The organism is Paenibacillus sp. FSL R5-0908 (assembly GCF_038006245.1).
Taxonomy (GTDB): domain Bacteria; phylum Bacillota; class Bacilli; order Paenibacillales; family Paenibacillaceae; genus Paenibacillus_AQ; species Paenibacillus_AQ odorifer.
This window is the reverse complement of the sequence record NZ_JBBOUV010000001.1, coordinates 4,448,735-4,467,403: the sequence shown is the minus strand read 5'-3', so window position 1 is coordinate 4,467,403 and position 18,669 is coordinate 4,448,735. Positions and strand designations below refer to the sequence as shown.

Sequence of the window (18,669 nt, the reverse complement as noted above, 5' to 3'; positions counted from 1 at the left end):
CATTTCGATGAATAGGAAAGGCAGGGAATAACTCATGAGAATCTTGTATTTGGATTTGGATTCGCTTCGCCCGGACCATCTGGGATGTTATGGCTATCATCGGAATACCTCCCCGAATATCGATTCAATCGCTAAAGAAGGTGTCACCTTTACCAACTACTATTGTTCAGATGCTCCTTGCCTGCCATCTCGTTCTGCTTTAATGTCGGGGCGATTTGGCATTCATAATGGGATTGTAGGGCATGGCGGAACCGCTGCTGATATGCGTAGAGAAGGAGCCAAACGTGAATTCAATGACCGTCTGGGGATGGAGAGCCTTCCGGCTATATTAAGGCAAGCGGCGATGAAAACCGCATCGATCAGCACCTTCTCCGAACGACACTCGGCTTGGACCTTTAACGCCGGGTTCCAAGAAGTGTTTAATGTTGGTGGCAGAGGGCATGAGACGGCAGAGCAGGTGCTTCCAGTGGCACTTAAATGGCTTGAGGATAATGGGGAGTCCGAAAATTGGTTTCTGCACCTGAATTTCTGGGATCCGCATACGCCTTATCGTACACCTGAGAGCTACGGTAATCCGTTCAAGAAGGAGCCTTTACCCGATTGGATCACGGAAGACGCGTTTGAGCTTCACCGAAATAAGAAGGGGCAGCATAGTATTGAAGATATGAATACGCTCGCGAAATCGCACTATCAGCAGCATTTCAGGCATCAGCAGGAGATAGAGAACCGTGATGACCTGCGTGTTATCTTTGACAACTATGATGCTGGAGTTAAGTATCTGGACGAGCATCTCGGGAAAGTTTTTTCTAAGCTGAGAGAACTTGGCGTGATGGAAGATACGGCTATCTTGATCTCTGCGGATCATGGAGAGAGTCTGGGTGAACTAGGAATTTACTCCGAACATGGCACAGCAGACGAGGCGACTTGCCGTATTCCGATGATTGTTCGCTGGCCAGGGGGCAAGAAGGGAATCGTGGAGGAGGGGCTACATTATCACCTTGATCTAGGCCCAACATTAGCAAGCCTTTTGAATTTGAAAGGGGCTGCTTCTTGGGATGGTGAAAGTTATGCAGGAGCCATTCTGGAGGGGGATTTGGGAGGGCGTGAGTATCTCGTAATCTCACAATGCGCGCATGTGTGTCAACGCAGCGTCCGGTTTGCGGATTGGTTATATATACGAACCTATCATGACGGACACCATGGATTCCCGCTAGAAATGCTGTTTGATTTGAAGCACGATCCTTATGAACAACATAATCTCGCCGAAGTGCGTAAAGACGTTTGTATGAAGGCTGTCTATTTGTTGAATGAATGGCATGATAATATGATGAGCTCCATGGATTGTGATATCGATCCATTATGGACGGTACTTATGGAAGGTGGACCCTACCATGCGAAAGAGTATCTGAGCTCATCCTTATAGAATGCTTAATAATATCCTAGAAAATGCGGCGAATGAAAGACATATGAAAGGGAGGTTGCCCTGAATGGGCAACCTCCCTATTTATGTTCTCGCTTTTTGTGGATCTATTAAAGATCCGGGAAGCCTCAAAACGGTCTTCGTCCCGCTACCCTCCTTACTGTACAGCAGAACACCGCAAGGATCCCCATATTTAAGATTTAGACGATTATTGACGTTTAGGAGACCGATATGATCGCCTGATTCTATATTCTTACCAGCCAGCAACTCCGTTAGTTGTTCCAGTCTTGTTGGATCGATGCCTACACCATTATCTTCTACCACGATTTCAAGCAGCCCTGCTTCGTTTTTCTCTACGGAGATCAGCAAAATTCCTTGTCCTTGTGCCTCAAGCCCATGACCAAGCGCATTTTCAACAATAGGTTGAAGGATCATTTTAGGCACGGGAATGTGTAACCATTCCTGTGGACACAACAACTTGTAAGTAAATTTGTCGGGGAAACGGCCTTGGTAAATCCTCACACAAGATTCCGCGATTTTCAGCTCTTCCCCAAGTGTTACCTCCTCTTTGCCTTTGATGCTGTACTTGAGCATTGTGCTTAAGGCGGTAGTCATCTCGAAGATATCCCGATTTCCTTTTACGATAGCAACGCCCTTGATTGTATCTAAAGTATTGCTTAAGAAATGCGGATTAATTTGACTTTGTAAATACGAATATTCCGCCCGCTGCTTTTCCAGATCGGTCAGATAAAGTTGAGTTGAAGCATCGATTAATTGGTCCGTCAAATCGTGGATCCGTGTGGTCATATCGTTGAACTGTCGGGAGATGATTTCAATCTCAGCATAGCCCTTTAAATCGACCTTGTTGTTCAATATCCCCAGACTTCCGCCCTTTAATTGATTCATATAGCGCATAAGTCTAGACAACGGCCTTAAGAGATTCATCATAAGCACAGAATAAGGAATAGAGACGACCAGCAAGATTAAGGCTAGAAGAGCATAGCTGACCTTCTTCAATTTCTCCAGTTCTTTCATTAAATTATGGACAGGAACAGCGGTTATGATTTTTCCAGAGATCTCCGGTAAGCTAAAGGACTGAATGGCATATTTCTGTCCATGAACTGTCTTGACGATGGACTCTCCATCCCTTCCAGTTGCCCGAGTTTGAAACTGCTGGAGCATATCCTCCGGCTCATTGCTATTAGAGTAGATCATGCCTTTATCATCCATCATAAAAAAGCTGGTTCCGACCAATCGGGGATACTCAGAAATTTCAGTTTGAATGGCCTTCATATCTACAATAACTGCGAGATAGCCAATTTTTTCACCATATAGGGACGTGTCACCTGAAGCGAAGATGTTCATTCCGAAAAGCAGTTTTCTCTTGTCGATGACTTTGTCTGGAGGACTGTATCCGCGATAATGAACGATTCCATCCTCCTCAGCTGTTTTCATAAGATCGATAGCATATTTTGTTCTTCCTGCTAAGGAAATACGTGTGTTTGAGCTACCGATAACAATAATATCTAAGATGTCTGTGTTCATATTTCGGGCGATGCTCAACAATCCTTCAACTTTTTGGGATAAATCGTAGACTCGAAGCTTATCCTTCTCGACTAGGAACTTTTGAACGGTCGAATCGTAACCCACATTCATCATCATGGAAGAAACGTTGGCATAGTTGTCAGAAATCCGTTGCTTGAGAAGGGAGACCAGCTCCGTATTGTATTGCGTATTTTGATTAATGATAGTTTCGCTTGATAGTTGGTAGACTCGTGAAACGATGATTGGGATAATGGCAACAATAAATAACCCGAATAGCAAAACCTGAGTACGGATGGATAGTCTCTTAAATGTCTTCATTGTTTTGTTCCCTATATTGTGTAGGTGTCATTTTGAGATGCCGCTTAAAAATTCGTGTGAAGTAGAAATAATCCTGAAAACCGCATTTCTCACCGATTTGGTAAATGGAAAGGTTGGTTTCGATCAGCATTTTACAAGCGTATTCAATTCGTAAACGACTGATATGTTCGATGATGGTCTCGCCGACCTCTTTTTTGAATAATTGGCATAAATAATTTGGGCTTAAAAAAAACTGATTGGCTAAATGCTGGATCGAAATTTCTTGATTGAAATGGTTGTGGATGTATAACATAATTTCTTTGACTTTGTGGTTTGAGATTCGTGAAATATCAGATTCGTTTCTGTTCATAAAAATATCAAGTGTCATAAGAATCAGATCATCGATCATAGCTTCAGCCGTACCGTACCGATAATAGAGCTGTTCATAGCCTTCAAAAAAACGGCCGCTAACCCGAGTCCCTTCCCGAGGAAATAAGTAGAGGATCGATGTATAGAGCAAATAAGCTTCTTTAATGGTGAACGTTCCCTCTTTGAATAATTTCTTTATCGATTCCATGGCTGCTATGAAACCGAGCCGGTCTTTATTATGAAGAATCCGGGAAATCTCTTTGAGCTTCTCGTCGACCGGTATCTCCTGTTGTGAATTTACCCGGTAACATCCGGGCTTCCCCGTTGTGAACATATTGAAAGCAGCTTGAGAGGCGGACTCTAAAGACGCATCCAATTGGTGTATATCCGAAATAGGAGGCCCGATCCCTACCCCGCACTCTTGTACAACTTCTGTTTGTTCAATGCCCTGGAGGAAGACTTCGTATTGGCACTCTTCTAATAAGTAACCATACCGACGCCGGCTCATTGGGAAGACCAGGGAAGAGAACTGCCCGGCATTTACAGGTGAACTTAACCCTTGGATAACAATGGGGATATGAGGGGTATCTTTCGACAAGGGTATTTTCTTCTCATCCAACCATAAGCTAATTCGTTCAAGATCTCCGGAACAAACCGCTTCATAAAGTTCGAAGTCGTGGATAGGTTGTTCTTTAACTGTCTTGGAATCGTGTTGCTGGGCTATTCGGTTGAGCATTCCTTCAATTTCTTCGATTTCAAAGGGTTTGAGACAATATCCGAAAGTACCATAATTCATTGCTTTTTGTGCATAAGCGAACTCGGCATGTCCGCTGAGTACGATAAAGATCGTATCAGGCGCGATGGCCTTGCCACGTTGAATGAGCTCTAGTCCATTCATAACAGGCATCTTGATATCTGTTAGAACAAGGGTGGGGCGAAGCGATTGAATTAATTGAAGGGCTTCTTGCCCGTTTTCGGCATCGTCGATCACTTCAAAGCCGTATTTCTTCCAATTCACTCCTGCTTTAATTCCTTCTACAATCCACTTCTCATCATCTGCAATAATCACTGAACGCATAAGTGAATCCCCCTCTCTTTATAGAGCTCTTAGATTTATCCTAGCGATTGTGGACCAAGGGGGGTATGGACGATTTTACGCTCACTATGTCCGATATTACGTGCCACGGGAAGGTCACCCGCCAAGGTGTGAAAAATCCACATGATCGGAGTTGTATTCTCTATACAAGAGAATTTACACTCCCGATATAATTTACCATATAAATCGCTTACAAGTATAAATAATCTCATACAGAAAGGTGGGGAGAAGATTGGCTGATTCTGTAACCGCTCGTACGCCTAAACGAAGCTTAAAAACTCGTGCTCCAAAGCAAAGTTTAGGAAAAACGATTTTACAGTACAAGTATTTTTACCTTATGGTTCTACCGGTGTTAATCTGGTACGCCCTCTTCAGCTATGCTCCCATGTACGGTGTAACGCTAGCGTTCAAAACATTTAATTACAGTGAGGGGATTCTGGGCAGTCCTTGGGTTGGCTTGGAGAATTTTCAAACGCTGCTGACCGACCCCGATTTTCGCAAGGCGTTTTGGAATACGGTCATTATCAGCTTGATGAAGCTGGTCACTCATTTCCCGATGCCCATTATCCTGGCGATTGTTTTATATGAGTTTTCCAGGACAAAAATGAAGCGTTTTTTTCAGACGATCCTGACGTTCCCGCATTTTATATCGTGGGTTGTACTGTCGGGGATTATTATCAATATTTTAAGCAAGGACGGGATTTATAACCAGATCATCATGCTGTTTGGTGGAGATCCGAATTCTCCTCTTGTCGATGAAAGTGCATTCAGACCCGTTCTGTATATCACGCATGTGTGGCGAGAGATCGGTTGGGATTCAATCATTTACCTGGCGGCTCTGGCAGGGATCAATCCTGAGCTGTTTGAAGCGGCTGAAGTGGACGGAGCGAACCGGTTTCGCCGTTTGCTAAACATCGCATGGCCAGGTTTGAAGAGTACAGTCGCAGTCCTGCTAATCCTTCAAGTTGGACAACTACTAACCCAAGGTTCGAGCTTCGAGCAAATTTTCAACCTGTATAGTTCGCCGGTATATTCGGTTGCCGACACGATCGATACTTACATTTATCGGACTTCCTTCACGATTGGAGGAGACTTTGGATATATGACCGCCGTGGGTGTCGTCAAGTCCATTATCAGCCTAATCCTTTTATGGGCGGCCAATACGTTCGCTAAGAAGATGGGCGAGGAAGGACTGTATTAATCTGCAGGAAAAGGGGAGAAGCAAGTGACCGACACAACGGTTAAAAAGAGAAAAAATTGGAGTGTTTTCGATATCGTCGCATTCGTGGTGCTGGGGCTCCTAGCAATAGTAACATTTTTTCCCTTCTATAATGTTCTTATTATCTCTGTGGCAAAGTTCGAAGCGATTAGCAAAAGCGACTTTTATATTTTTCCGCTTTCGTTTGACCTGTCCGCTTACAAGCTTTTGCTTCAGGATATGAAGTTTTGGACTTCCATCTTTAATTCTGTCATCGTAACAGTGGTTGGCGTGTTGTTCAGCATGACAATCTCTGTGGCGGGAGCTTACGCATTATCCAAGCGGGGTATGCCCGGCAGAAACATAATGCTTAGCTTGATCTTGTTCACTATGTTTTTCAATGGCGGTTTAATTCCTTTTTACTTAGTCGTTAAGGATCTAGGATTCGTAAACAATATACTCGTCATGATCATCCCCGCGGGTCTCAATACGTTTTATCTAATCATTATGAAAAACTATTTCAACACCATTCCAGAAAGCTTGGAAGAATCGGCTAAGCTGGACGGGGCGAATGATCTGTACATTCTTTTCAAAATCATTATTCCAATCTCTGCTCCATTCATGGCGACTTTTGCTTTGTTCTATGCTGTGGAAAGATGGAATGAATGGTGGTATGCGCTGATTTTTATCAGTGACGCTGCAAAAGCACCCCTTCAGATTTATCTACGGGAGACACTTATTACTTCGAATTCCTTGCTAAGCCAAATGGCACAAACGATGGCCGAGCAGGAGCAGACGGGAAAGGTCTACACACCTGCACTTCAAATGGCAGCGATTGTAGTTTCGAGTATTCCGATTATTGTTGTTTATCCGTTCCTGCAGAAGCATTTTAATAAAGGCATTATGGTGGGTTCAATAAAAGGATAAGAAAGATTTTAAATAGATTGATTCTATCCTAAAATAGTATAAAGGGAGGTTTCAAGCATGCATAGAAAGAAAATAATGACATTGGCATTATGTATAACTTTGTTGGCTTCAGTACTCACGGCTTGCGGTGGAGGCAATAACGGCAAAGGGCAGGCTGGTTCAAACGGTGAAACAACTCCGAATTCTACTAACTCCACGGATAATCCTTACAAGGATCCAATGACTATTTCTCTTGGGTTTTGGGATGCGGATGCCGAGATTGCTAACATCGAAAAGGACCCGATCGCTAAACAAGTATTGGAGAAATTCAATATCACACTAAAACCTGTCAATTTGTCCTGGGATGACTATACCCAGAAGATTCAAATGTGGGCCGCCTCCGGCCAATTGCCAGACATTTTCGCGATCGACGCCGTCGGTACGCAATATCAGCGCAAATGGGTGAATCAAGGCGTTGTTAAAGCGCTCCCGGATCTTTCAAAGTATCTAAATCTTGCAAAATACTTCGAATCGCCAGATATTAAAGGATTAGGAGTAGATGGAAAGTATTATACTGTACCTCGCCGGATGTTCCCGAGTGTCGATTGGAGCGCACTGGACCGTATGGTTTTCTATCGTTGGGATCTTGCTCAAAAGGCTGGGATCACCAAAGAACCAGAGACATGGCAAGAGTTTGAAGCCATGCTTGATGCAATCGTAAAGTCGGATCCGGAAGGCAAGCATGTTACTGGTCTTACGACGACAACTACCAAGATGCTGGGCGGATTCTTCTGGTTGTATGGCAACCCGGTTGCTACTAGTGATGGAAGCGGAAGTGATTTTAAATGGATCAAAGAGGATGGGAAATTTATCCCTGCTGTATTCTCTAAAAATGCGCTGCCAGCGCTGCAAAACATGAAGAATATGTACGAAAAAGGATTGATCGATCCAGACATCGCGCTTGTTAAACCAGCAGAGTCCTATGACAATTTCGTAGCAGGCAAAGCAGCTGCTCTCCTGAGCGGTGGAGGTTTCATAAATTTAAATAGCGATATGTATGAAAAACGCTGGAAAACAGCTTATCCGGATAAGGATATGACGGAGAGCGTGAAGGCGCTCAAGCCGCTTATCGGTCCTGATGGTGAACGTTCACATGCTATCTTTAAAACATACTGGTCAGAAAGCTATTTCAGCAATAAGATTGACGATAAAAAAATGGATCGCATCATGGCACTCTATGATTATGTGTTGTCTCCTGAAGGCAAGGATCTGTTGACTTATGGCATCGAAGGTGTAGATTATAAGCTCGAAAATGGGCAGAAGGTTGTCATTGAAAAGGGTTCATTAAATGAGAAGTATCCAGCTAGCAGATTTCTGAAGAATTTGGTAGCTTATGAAACTTCAGATAGCTATAACATGGATAACCCGACGATTGCTAACGAAGGAATCCGCAAAGAAGCTGTCGATTACATCGACTGGATTCAGAACAATACAAAGGTGCCAGAATACGACATTCGGTTAACTTATATGTCCACCCCAACAAAGGATAAATTTACTGTGCTTGACCATGATGATTTGCTTAAGATCATGCTTTCCAAAGAACCCGTTGAGAGTTACTGGAATAGCATTGTGAACGATTATAAGGCTAAAGGCCTTGATAAAATGATAGAGGAAGTAAATGAGAAGGCCAAGGAACAAGGTATTGAATAATGGATGGATAGAGAAGATCCGGGCGGAAGTAGCCCGGATCTTCCGTTTAATTATTTGAAGTATGGTTTAGACTGTGCGGCGCTACTGACCGCATACTTATAAGATTGGGAGGGTAAAGTTTATGAAACTTAGCATTCACTTGACGGGATTAACCGAGAAACAGTTAGCAGCAGTTTCAGAAGTAGCGGGAATATTGAGTATACGAATGGAACGCTCAGGGATACCAGTGAATTGTATTAAGCAAGGGAAGGGCTTTCGAATATCTTACGATGAGGCTCAGGTCACCATTGCGTATGGACAGGAACATCAGTTGATCCGGGCACTCAGCCGATTTCTTGAGAACGTACGCCGTGGAGAACGAGTTGAAATTAATGAACGGCCGGTTTATGAACAGTTAGGCTTCATGGTAGACTGTTCGCGAAATGCGGTTCTTAACTATCAAGGATATAAGGAATTGATCCGGCGTTTAGCGCTTATGGGATATTCAACGGTTCAGTTGTATACGGAAGACACCTACGAACTGGAGGGATACCCTTATTTCGGCTATTTGCGAGGCCGATATACTGGAGATCAAATTCGGGAGCTGGATCAGTATGCCGCGTTATTTGGCATAGAACTGGTTCCTTGTATTCAGACCCTGGCCCATCTCGGCCAAGCATTGAAATGGCAGGCACATGCACAGCTTGTGGATTTCCAGGATATTCTCCTTATTGATGATCCCAGAACTTATGAGTTAATTGATCGAATGTTTGCTTTTATGTCGGCTCATGTAAGCAGTCGCCGCATAAATATCGGGATGGACGAAGCTCATATGATGGGACTTGGTAAATACTTGGATAAGCATGGGTATCAGGATCGATCCTCATTAATGTTAAAACACTTTAGCACTGTTATGGAGATCGCCAGAAAATATGGTTTCCAGACGATGATGTGGAGCGACATGTTTTTCCGTCTGGCCAGTTCCGGAGAATACTACGATGCTGAAAGTCCAATTAGCCCTGATATTGTAAAGCTGATTCCTGAAGATGTTACCTTGATCTACTGGGATTATTATTCGGAAACGCAGGAGAAATACGACGGGATGTTAAGCAAACATAAGCAGCTGAATGATCATATTGGATTTGCAGGTGGTGCTTGGAAATGGATGGGCTTCACTCCAAACAATGAATTCAGTCGCCATGTCAGTCTGCTGGCTCATGATAGCTGTGTTAAGCATGGAATTCAAGAAGTGTTGATTACCGCATGGGGAGATAATGGCGCTGAAGCTTCCGTTTTCTCGGTTCTTCCTACCCTTCAACTTTGGGCGGAGCTCTGCTACACGGGATGTTTCGTGGAGAACCATGTCAAAGAAAGATTCTGGAGCTGTGTGCAAGGCAATTATGATGACTTTATGGCACTTGATGCGGCCAACCTGGTTCCGGGTAATTCGGCACCGGGGGGATGTTCTATCAATCCGGCTAAATACTTGCTTTATCAAGATATTTTGTGTGGTTTGTTTGATCGACATGTTATTCCTAGCGCATATTCGAAGCATTATCAGCAAAGTGCACAAAAGCTCGAACAGGCGATCACACGCAATTCGCCTTGGCAATCCTTATTCTCTGTACAAGCCAGCTTGTGTCGCTTGCTCGAAATAAAGAGCGAAATCGGAATTTCTATACGCGGCGCTTATCATCGAGGGAATGTTGAGGAATTGGCTCACTTTGCCAAGGTGACTTTGCCACAATTATCTGATTTGGCCCGACAATTCATGGACGACTATCGAGTGCAATGGGAGCTGGAAAATAAGGTATTTGGTCTTGATGTCTTTGATCTTCGTATGGGAGGAATGCTTGAGAGAATCAGAACGGCGATTCATCGAATCAATCGTTATGTCGAAGGGAACGTGGACCAGATTGCTGAATTAGAAGAGGAGCTTCTGACGTTCGACGGTTTTGTTGACGAGGGTGACCCCAGGGCGATAAGTGCGAATTTATGGCACACGATTGCAACACCATCCGTGATCGCTGGGGTTTAAGAAGGGGGTGAGGTTATGATTGATACTAATCTGGACAATCAAAAGGGCACAAATCAGCCTAACCTTCTGCTTATCACCGTAGATCAGATGCGTTTTGATTGCCTAAGCATTATGGGACATCCCGTCGTTGAAACACCCAACCTGGACGCTCTGGCATCAAGGGGGATCTTATTTGAGCACGCTTATTCGGCTACCCCCAGTTGTATTCCCGCCAGGGCTGCTATCATGACAGGAATGGGGCAGAGATCACATGGGCGGGTTGGTTATCAGGATAAGGTTGAATGGAATTACGCCCATACGATTGCCGGAGAGCTTGCTCAAGCTGGTTATCATACGCAGTGTGTTGGCAAGATGCATGTGTATCCTGCACGTAATCTATGTGGATTCCATAATGTGGTGCTTCATGATGGATATCTTCACTACAATCGGGATAAGAGCAAAACGTTTCATGATGAACACTATGATCAAGTGGACGATTATTTGCAGTGGCTGCGAAGACAAACTGATGCCAATTCGGATATCACTGACTTAGGCCTCGATTGCAACGCCTCAACGGTTGCCCGCCCCTGGCACTTGCCAGAAGCGATGCATCCAACGAATTGGTGTGTAACCGAGTCACTAGACTTTTTGCGAAGAAGAGATCCTGGGAAACCATTTTTCTTATGGTCTTCCTTCGTTCGCCCGCATTCCCCCTTGGATCCGCCACAATGTTATCTGGATATGTATAAGGACTTGGAATTTCCCGATCCTCCAGTCGGAGACTGGGTGGACGAGAGTACGGCCTTAAACGGAGCTAAGGATCCAACTTCTTCGTTTACTCATTTGCCAAAGCGCAAATTGGATCGTGCCCGTGCCGCGTATTACGCGCTAATTACGCATCTTGACGACCAAATTGGAAGGTTGATCAATGGGCTGCAGGAGTATGGAGTTTTAAATGAAACTTTGATTCTATTTACTTCTGATCATGGTGAAATGATGGGAGATCACCATTACTTCCGCAAATCTCTTCCTTATGAAGGAAGTGCTAAGATTCCTTTCATAGTGTTTGATCCGGGAGAAACGCTTGGACTTCTTGCCGGCTCCCGGCTTGATTCTATTGTAGAGCTTCGCGATATTATGCCCACATTTCTTGAAGCTGCTGGCGTCCATATACCAGTTGCAGTAGAAGGGCAAAGTGTGTTGCCGCTGTGCAGGGGAGATCAGACATTGTGGCGGTCATATATTCATGGGGAACAAGCTTATGGAGAAAAGTCCCACCACTTCTTAACGGATGGAAGAGAGAAGTTTATTTGGTATTCTCAGACAGGGGAAGAACAGTATTTTGATTTAGTGGCAGACCCCTCAGAGAAGGTTAATGCGATAGGCTGTATTGATAAATTCGAGCGCATAAATGAATGGAGAGAGCGTCTTATTCACGAGCTGGAGGGACGAGAGGAAGGGTTTGTAAACAACGGCGAATGGATTGCCGGACGCCCAATTTCTCATATTCTAAAGGCATCCGAATTGGGAAAATAATCATAATGTAGGGCAACCTGAACTTTCAGGTTGCCCTACGTCTGTTAAGGATATAAAGAAAGGTTAGTGAATTTACCAGCTACTCTGGCGTTCTGGCAAAGGGTCCTGATCTTGAATCATTCGATGGACGAGCAATTCAACCATTGAATGGCGAATATCACTATAATTGGGATCTTCAAAACGATTGGAGTTTTCATGAGGATCCTCTCTCAAATCATACAATTCACCGTAGGTCTCACCTCCGAAGATCACCAGCTTATAGCGTGTTGTACGCAAACACTTAGCGTTAATGCCGCGATCATGAGCAATATAAGCGGTTAGGGCAGAATTGCGCACATGGGACTCTCTTCCAGCCAGCACCTCCATCTGTGACACACCTTGAGTTCCGTAGGGAGTTTTGAGACCTGCGGCTGCAAGCAGTGTGGGGACAATATCAACATGTTCCATCAAAGCAGGGACACGTTGCCCGGAAGCAATCCCAGGACCGCGTACGATCATCGGGATTCGTGTTAACCCTTCATAAAACCACGGTCCCTTGTAAATTAGTCCATGGTCACCGAGCAGTTCTCCATGATCGCTGGTAAAGAGGATGACTACATCATCGTACATTTCTTTTTGACGCCAAGCTTTTATAATACGTCCGATTTGTTCATCAATGAAGGTAATCATCGCATAATAATTTCGGGTGAGCCGTTTCATATGCGCTTCATCAAGAGAATGTTCCTCACCGCCACCAGGCCAATATCCTCCCTGACTCTGACTCAGCAGATGTGGAGGACGAAGATGCAAGTCGTCTGCTTCTCTGGCTGGAGATGGAATGTCAGTGTCAGCGTACATATCCGCGTAAGCTTTTGGAGGGTCAAAGGGGTGATGTGGATCGACGAAACTGGTCCATAAAAATAGCGGTTGCTCGGTTTTGTGGGCGAGGATAGCATCGATACTCCGTTCAGCAATCCAATAAGTCTGATGCAGCTCCGGAGGGATTTCGCTCTCCCACACATCGTTTTGAGCATTAGAAGCTCTGTAATGGTCCTTGCTGAAACGCTCTGCCACTTCAGGGTTGTGCTCTCTAAGCCACTCCATATATTCTCCGATACAATTGTCTTCCGTAATATGATGTTCATCAAATCCGTAGTACGTTCCATCGGAAGCTCTTCCGCGGTCACGATAAGCAGGCTCTTCATATTCTTGTGAAAAGTCCCCTTTCATCTGAGGGCGGAAATGCATCTTTCCTATACCGATGGTTTTATAATCCGCTTTCTTTAAATGATCGCATAAGGTAAGTTCGTCTTCTCTGAGTGTGGTACCGATGTTCCAGGCACCGTGAATATGCGGATACCTGCCTGTAAAAATGGAAGAACGTGAAGGCGTGCAAACGGGACTAGCGCAGTAAGCGCCAGTGAAGAGTGTGCCTTCCGAAGCAAGCTTGTCAAGCTCAGGTGTCCGTACGGAAGCGTTTTCGATACCTAGTGCGTCCGCACGCATTTGATCTGTGGTAATTAACCAAATATGAGTTCTTTTGGACATCCGTAACAACCCCCTATGAATATAGTGTATAGCATCACAAAAGCCTCTAGCAACCAATGAATTCTCCATATATTTCATTAGAATCGTCCATATGGGTTGATATTTTTATTACCTATAATTGAATAGTCTATCTCAATGTTGGAGGAGAAATTATATGCGGAAGTTATCCATATCAGGGGATCAATTTATATTAGATGAACAGCCCATCCGGCTGCTTTCTGGTGCGCTTCATTATTTTCGGATCATTCCGGAATATTGGCAGGATCGTTTGCTGAAGCTGAAGGCTTGTGGATTGAATACGGTTGAAACCTATATTCCTTGGAATTTACACGAACCAGAGGAGGGGAGCTTCAATTTTGCTGGATTTGCTGACATCGAGGCTTTCGTTAGACTTGCTGGAAAGCTTGGGTTGCACGTGATATTGCGGCCAAGTCCTTATATTTGTGCGGAATGGGAATTCGGTGGATTGCCAGCTTGGTTACTTGCGGACAATAACATACAGCTGCGTTGTAATGATAACGTCTATTTATCTAAGTTGGATGCCTATTTCGATGAGTTGCTTCCACGTCTGCGGCCTTTGTTAAGCACTAACGGTGGGCCTGTGCTTGCCCTTCAGGTAGAGAACGAATATGGAAGCTTTGGTAGTGATAAGGCTTACCTGAATGATCTAAAAGCAGGAATGATCGCCCGCGGCATGGACGTTCTGCTGTTTACTTCAGATGGAGCTGAAGATCATATGCTCCAAGGCGGTATGATTGACGGAGTGTTCGCCACTGTAAATTTCGGTTCACGGGCAAAGGAAGCCTTTGCTAAACTACGTGAATATCAGCTTACGGGACCGTTGATGTGTATGGAATTCTGGAATGGATGGTTTGACCACTGGATGAAACCGCATAATACACGCCCCGAATCTGAAGTAGCGGAGACTTTGGATGAAATGCTGGCTTTAGGAGCCTCTATTAACTTCTATATGTTCCATGGGGGGACGAATTTTGGATTTATGAATGGGGCAAATCTTTTTGACAAATATGAGCCCGTCGTAACCAGCTACGATTATGATACGCTGCTGGACGAATCCGGTAAGCCAACTGCAAAATTCTATGCAGCACGAAAAATAATTGAGAAATACGTAACGTTGCCGCCCCTGGAATTACCGCCGTTAATAAAGTCACAAGCTTATGGTAAAGTGTTGATGACAGAAGCGGCACCACTATTCACTCAGTTAGACGTTTTGTCTACCCCAGAACATAGAGCATGTCCCGAGCCAATGGAGAAACTGGGTCAGAATTATGGGTTCATCTTATATTCGACGAGGATCAGTGGACCCCGCAGCAGTACGGAGCTCGTCCTTCAAGAAGTACGTGATCGTGCGCTTGTATTCGCGAATGGAGCCTTTGTCGGTACAGTTGAACGCTGGGATCCGCGAGGAATTTCATTAGAGGTTCCAACGGAGGGACTGCAGATCGACATCCTTGTGGAGAATATGGGGCGTGTAAATTATGGCCCGCTGCTTCGTGATCCCAAAGGCATAACCTGTGGCGTTAGACTCGGCTATCAATTCCTGCATGATTGGACCATACGTTCTTTGCCTTTAACCAATCTTAAGGGATTATCATTCACACCGATAGATTGCGAGCAACGTCAGCAGCCCACTTTTTACCGGGGGAGCTTTCAAGTCAGTAAGCCTGAGGATACTTTTTTGCGGCTGGACGGATGGAGTAAAGGTCAAGTTTTTATAAACGGCTTTAATTTAGGGCGCTACTGGGAGCAGGGTCCAACTAAAACACTCTACTTACCAGCACCGCTTCTGCGTAAAGGTGAAAACGAGCTAATCTTATTTGAACTACATAGCGTAATGGAACCAGTGGTTACTTTTGTAGATACACCGGAGCTCACATGATATTTAACAGGTGAGGAAGTATCATGATTCTATAGTATGGGTCTGCTGATTTTTAATATATAATCAAAACAGCCCAACAATTTATAGGAACTGAAAATGCACAATTAGGGTGGGGTAGAGGAGGATTTTAAATGAGCTATGATTTGATGGCATTCGAAACGTCTAAAGCGCCGCAAGAGAGAGCAGCGTTTATGGAGTGGTATGAACAGCAAGTGCAGTGGTCGGAAGACCATGCCTATAATGATCCATCAGTTTTATCGGAGGCGTTGCAACGCTTTTATAGTGAGTTGTCTGAGCAATTTCCTAATATGAATGTAGAGGACGAGATTTTTGAGGCGATGGAGGAAGCCGGAACGGATAACCGGTTAACTGACTACTCGCTTGGCTCATCCGTCATCTATGCAGCTTTCGCTTATTCTGTAGCTGAGGAAGCTTATACGGCGATGCGGGAGTTGGCTATAAAACATAAAGTTGGATTTTTTGATGTAAGCAGCAACGAAGGTGATATTATTTTTCCTTGAAGCAATATGATTTAGAGTGTAGACAGCTGGTTGCTCTCCTAGTTGTGAATGAAGGGGCAACCAGCATGTTTTTTTATCTTCTTTACTCTACTACAGACGGAATAATACAATCCTTAATCAGAGGCCAGCGGTCACGAGGCTGAAGTGTGAATTCTGAGGCGATGGTTACGACAAGATCCTTTTCTGGAATGCAGCAAATGACATTACCACCATCACCTAACGCTGAGTAGGTGTAAACCCCGTCTTCTTCGCGTAGCCACCACAAGTAACCGTAATGATTAGGGTTCATCGCGGTTGATTCCTCAATCCATGTCTCCGAAATGATCTGATTATGCCCCCATTGTCCACGGTTCAAATATAATAAACCAAAACGCGCCATATCGCGTGGAGACAACGTAAGTCCCCATCCTCCTGTGGTGATACGATTGGGGTCTTCCACCCACCCCTTCACATTTACCCCAAACAAATCATCGAACCCAAATGAGCTCATCTCATAATCCGGGATCTCATTCATTCCGATAGGTTTAAATAACCGTTCGTTGGCGAACTCACGGGCACTTTGTCCAGTGCTGCGCGTGATGATAGCAGAAAGCAGATGTGCTCCAGCGGTAGAATATTTGAAATCCCCAATTGTTCCTTGTTGGCCTAGCATATCCAGCGTATATTTTACCCAGTCAGGCTGCATACACATTTGCTCCAGCGGTTCGTGCCAATCTGCAAAAGCATAGGGTGCGGTCATCGTCAGAAGATGGCGTAAGGTGATTTCTTGTTTTTGCGGATCTTGAGCAGCATTTGGAACGTAGTCCGGGAAAAACTCCAGTACCTTTTGATCTGCATTGTTAATAAAGCCAGCCTCTATGGCAATGCCTATGAGTGCGGATATGATACTTTTTGTTACAGAGGCCACATGATGTGTGTCATTCGGGCCAGCGCCATTATAATATTTTTCATAAGCGATAGCTCCACTTCTTACCACAACAATCCCGTTGATATTGCTATACTCGGATTTGATCCTTGATTCTAGTTCTGAAAGCATATCAGCATCCATTCCCAAGTTTGCGGGGGCTGAGATTTGCCAATCTGAAGTTGGATAATTGTTTTTGAGCATGAAAGTAACTCCTTTATGAATTTTTTTTCTTTACTGGAAAATAGACCTCGGTAACCAGATCCTCAGGCACAGCGGCTTGTATCGGGTCCGTTACATATATTTCATAGGGCGAATTCACCATTTCATAACCTTCATTTTCTATCCATTCTCTCAGCTGAGCATAGACCGAGGTCAATTCTGAATAGGCGCCTTTAAGAACAGATCTCGCACAAAGAGCATCAGGCAAATCTCTTGTACCTTTTACACCTTCTTTTATGGGGAGAGCAAACTCTGTATCATTTCCGGCTGGATTATATTCATGGCTGTGATATATCGTTATTGGCGTACCGAGCAAAGTGAGTTTTTCAGTGGCGATTTTTTCATATAGCCCGCTAAAATAATGTCCATAACCTAGCGCATAGTCATCACTGCTCAACATCTGACGTGTAAAAAGAATATTCATAGGCTGAGTTTCAACAAGCTCTACTTTTATCTCATTCAGGTAGGACATCATGGGAATACCTTTCTCCAGATTTAAAACATCACTATTGATTTGTTGTAAGGTGTATTCATAAGCGCTTATTTTCTCCTGGATTTCTTTTTTCTTCAGATTAAGGGCTGAGTAGAGCTTCTCTTCTGAATGATCCTGTTCCCATTGTAAAATGTCTCTGATTTCTTCCAGCGAGAAACAATAACCTTTCAGACGATTGATAAAAAGCATTTTTTTAAGTTGTTTGATGGAGTAATACCTATAACCGTTCTCAGGGTTAATCTCATCGGGATGAATTAATCCGATCTCATCATAATATCGAAGCGTCTTCGTAGAAACTTCGCATATCTTCGAGAATTCTCCAATCGACAGCAAAAAGTCATCTCCTTTTTTCGTTTGAATTAAACTTCCAAAGCCAAAACATCGATGTTTGGTTCTAGCTCTACTTAACACCTTACCCTAAGGTCAAAGTCAACAGCGAAATAGTGAACCGATTCTTTGGTTACGTGGCCAATGGGGCTACCCTTATTTATTAGAGTGTATCATTTTAGCTAAAGCCTTCAAATATTTCCCATAAAACGCCTAGAACATGTTAATATTTTCACAAGAAAAGATTATAGGAATGGAGAGGTGAACATTTTGTCTAGAAATAAATACGTATCTTTATTCGTGTTGTTAATAGTCTTGTTATCGGGTTGCGAAAAAAACAATGCCGATATATCCAATAATACAGATGTAGATGTAACTGATGATCAAGAATATAATTTGCTGATTACGAATAATAGTCCGTTATTTTTAAAAAGTGTAGTCGTTACTGTTGATGAAGGAAACGACGTTCAGATCAATTCTTTGATCGATAGTAATATTAAGTTAGGTGGCGTTGCGAAGTTCCCCATAGACAATGGAAAGCATTTATTTAAGGTTACACTCAATCCGAAAGATAATTACTCGGTCAGTAAAGAATTTAAGGAAGAATTTAAAGCAGGAGAGATTGTTGAATATCAGATCCTAATAGAACAAAACGAAGTATCTATTCAAAAGATTAAGGCTATTAAATAGCAGACTCAATTA

General features: G+C 43.8%; 14 protein-coding genes. 9 read left to right on the top strand and 5 right to left on the bottom strand.

Annotated elements, in window-relative coordinates; all coding sequences use genetic code 11:
- Positions 1-34: 34 nt before the first annotated feature.
- Positions 35-1,423 carry a sulfatase gene (locus MKZ09_RS20330; RefSeq protein WP_076200678.1) on the top strand — a complete coding sequence of 463 codons (1,389 nt, stop codon included), beginning with the start codon at positions 35-37 and terminating at the stop codon, positions 1,421-1,423.
- 81 nt (positions 1,424-1,504) lie between these two features.
- On the opposite strand, the gene MKZ09_RS20325 is transcribed toward MKZ09_RS20330, so the two are convergent.
- Both MKZ09_RS20325 and MKZ09_RS20320 read right to left on the bottom strand, forming a co-directional pair.
- Positions 1,505-3,283 (bottom strand): cache domain-containing sensor histidine kinase, encoded by a 1,779-nt coding sequence (locus MKZ09_RS20325; RefSeq protein ID WP_076200681.1) that lies wholly within the window; start codon positions 3,281-3,283, stop codon positions 1,505-1,507.
- A complete protein-coding gene (locus MKZ09_RS20320; protein ID WP_076200684.1) occupies positions 3,270-4,709 on the bottom strand; it encodes a response regulator in 1,440 nt (479 codons plus the stop codon). The genes MKZ09_RS20325 and MKZ09_RS20320 overlap by 14 nt, the downstream gene beginning before the upstream one ends.
- Positions 4,710-4,959: 250 nt before the next feature.
- Between MKZ09_RS20320 and MKZ09_RS20315 the strand changes: the two genes are divergently transcribed.
- The 5 genes from MKZ09_RS20315 to MKZ09_RS20295 all read left to right on the top strand — a co-directional run bounded on the left by MKZ09_RS20315 (position 4,960) and on the right by MKZ09_RS20295 (position 12,073).
- Positions 4,960-5,928, top strand: a complete 969-nt coding sequence (locus MKZ09_RS20315) for an ABC transporter permease (protein ID WP_076129727.1) — start codon at positions 4,960-4,962, stop codon at positions 5,926-5,928.
- Between the two features lie 24 nt (positions 5,929-5,952).
- Positions 5,953-6,852: a carbohydrate ABC transporter permease gene (locus MKZ09_RS20310; protein ID WP_076200687.1), complete on the top strand. Its 900-nt coding sequence runs from the start codon at positions 5,953-5,955 to the stop codon at positions 6,850-6,852.
- A gap of 57 nt (positions 6,853-6,909) precedes the next feature.
- Entirely contained in the window at positions 6,910-8,541 is a 1,632-nt protein-coding gene (locus MKZ09_RS20305; RefSeq protein ID WP_076200689.1) for an extracellular solute-binding protein, read from the top strand.
- Between the two features lie 121 nt (positions 8,542-8,662).
- Positions 8,663-10,558, top strand: a complete 1,896-nt coding sequence (locus MKZ09_RS20300) for a family 20 glycosylhydrolase (protein ID WP_076200690.1) — start codon at positions 8,663-8,665, stop codon at positions 10,556-10,558.
- A 15-nt stretch (positions 10,559-10,573) separates the two neighbouring features.
- Positions 10,574-12,073, top strand: coding sequence for an arylsulfatase (locus MKZ09_RS20295; RefSeq protein ID WP_076200691.1), 1,500 nt, complete (start codon positions 10,574-10,576; stop codon positions 12,071-12,073).
- A 72-nt stretch (positions 12,074-12,145) separates the two neighbouring features.
- Here the strand turns inward: MKZ09_RS20295 and MKZ09_RS20290 are convergent, their stop codons facing one another.
- Positions 12,146-13,600, bottom strand: coding sequence for a sulfatase family protein (locus tag MKZ09_RS20290; RefSeq protein ID WP_076200692.1), 1,455 nt, complete (start codon positions 13,598-13,600; stop codon positions 12,146-12,148).
- A gap of 154 nt (positions 13,601-13,754) precedes the next feature.
- Between MKZ09_RS20290 and MKZ09_RS20285 the strand changes: the two genes are divergently transcribed.
- Positions 13,755-15,500: a glycoside hydrolase family 35 protein gene (locus tag MKZ09_RS20285; protein WP_076133857.1), complete on the top strand. Its 1,746-nt coding sequence runs from the start codon at positions 13,755-13,757 to the stop codon at positions 15,498-15,500.
- A 131-nt stretch (positions 15,501-15,631) separates the two neighbouring features.
- Entirely contained in the window at positions 15,632-16,021 is a 390-nt protein-coding gene (locus tag MKZ09_RS20280; protein ID WP_076133856.1) for a hypothetical protein, read from the top strand.
- An 82-nt stretch (positions 16,022-16,103) separates the two neighbouring features.
- Here the strand turns inward: MKZ09_RS20280 and MKZ09_RS20275 are convergent, their stop codons facing one another.
- Together MKZ09_RS20275 and MKZ09_RS20270 are read right to left on the bottom strand one after the other, a co-directional pair.
- Positions 16,104-17,129, bottom strand: a complete 1,026-nt coding sequence (locus MKZ09_RS20275; RefSeq protein ID WP_076133855.1) for a serine hydrolase domain-containing protein — start codon at positions 17,127-17,129, stop codon at positions 16,104-16,106.
- A gap of 13 nt (positions 17,130-17,142) precedes the next feature.
- Complete coding sequence (locus MKZ09_RS20270) at positions 17,143-17,973, bottom strand: MerR family transcriptional regulator (RefSeq protein WP_076200693.1); 831 nt, start codon at positions 17,971-17,973, stop codon at positions 17,143-17,145.
- Between the two features lie 264 nt (positions 17,974-18,237).
- Between MKZ09_RS20270 and MKZ09_RS20265 the strand changes: the two genes are divergently transcribed.
- The gene (locus MKZ09_RS20265) at positions 18,238-18,657 is read left to right on the top strand and encodes a hypothetical protein (RefSeq protein ID WP_076133853.1); all 420 of its coding nucleotides are present in this window, start codon (positions 18,238-18,240) and stop codon (positions 18,655-18,657) included.
- Positions 18,658-18,669: the final 12 nt, after the last annotated feature.

What these genes read in the sequence shown, in the direction of transcription:
- MKZ09_RS20330 (WP_076200678.1), top strand. Translation starts at nt 35, where the DNA reads ATGAGAATCTTGTATTTGGATTTGGATTCGCTTCGCCCGGACCATCTG.
- MKZ09_RS20325 (WP_076200681.1), bottom strand. Translation starts at nt 3,283, where the DNA reads ATGAAGACATTTAAGAGACTATCCATCCGTACTCAGGTTTTGCTATTC.
- MKZ09_RS20320 (WP_076200684.1), bottom strand. Translation starts at nt 4,709, where the DNA reads ATGCGTTCAGTGATTATTGCAGATGATGAGAAGTGGATTGTAGAAGGA.
- MKZ09_RS20305 (WP_076200689.1), top strand. Translation starts at nt 6,910, where the DNA reads ATGCATAGAAAGAAAATAATGACATTGGCATTATGTATAACTTTGTTG.
- MKZ09_RS20300 (WP_076200690.1), top strand. Translation starts at nt 8,663, where the DNA reads ATGAAACTTAGCATTCACTTGACGGGATTAACCGAGAAACAGTTAGCA.
- MKZ09_RS20295 (WP_076200691.1), top strand. Translation starts at nt 10,574, where the DNA reads ATGATTGATACTAATCTGGACAATCAAAAGGGCACAAATCAGCCTAAC.
- MKZ09_RS20290 (WP_076200692.1), bottom strand. Translation starts at nt 13,600, where the DNA reads ATGTCCAAAAGAACTCATATTTGGTTAATTACCACAGATCAAATGCGT.
- MKZ09_RS20285 (WP_076133857.1), top strand. Translation starts at nt 13,755, where the DNA reads ATGCGGAAGTTATCCATATCAGGGGATCAATTTATATTAGATGAACAG.
- MKZ09_RS20280 (WP_076133856.1), top strand. Translation starts at nt 15,632, where the DNA reads ATGAGCTATGATTTGATGGCATTCGAAACGTCTAAAGCGCCGCAAGAG.
- MKZ09_RS20275 (WP_076133855.1), bottom strand. Translation starts at nt 17,129, where the DNA reads ATGCTCAAAAACAATTATCCAACTTCAGATTGGCAAATCTCAGCCCCC.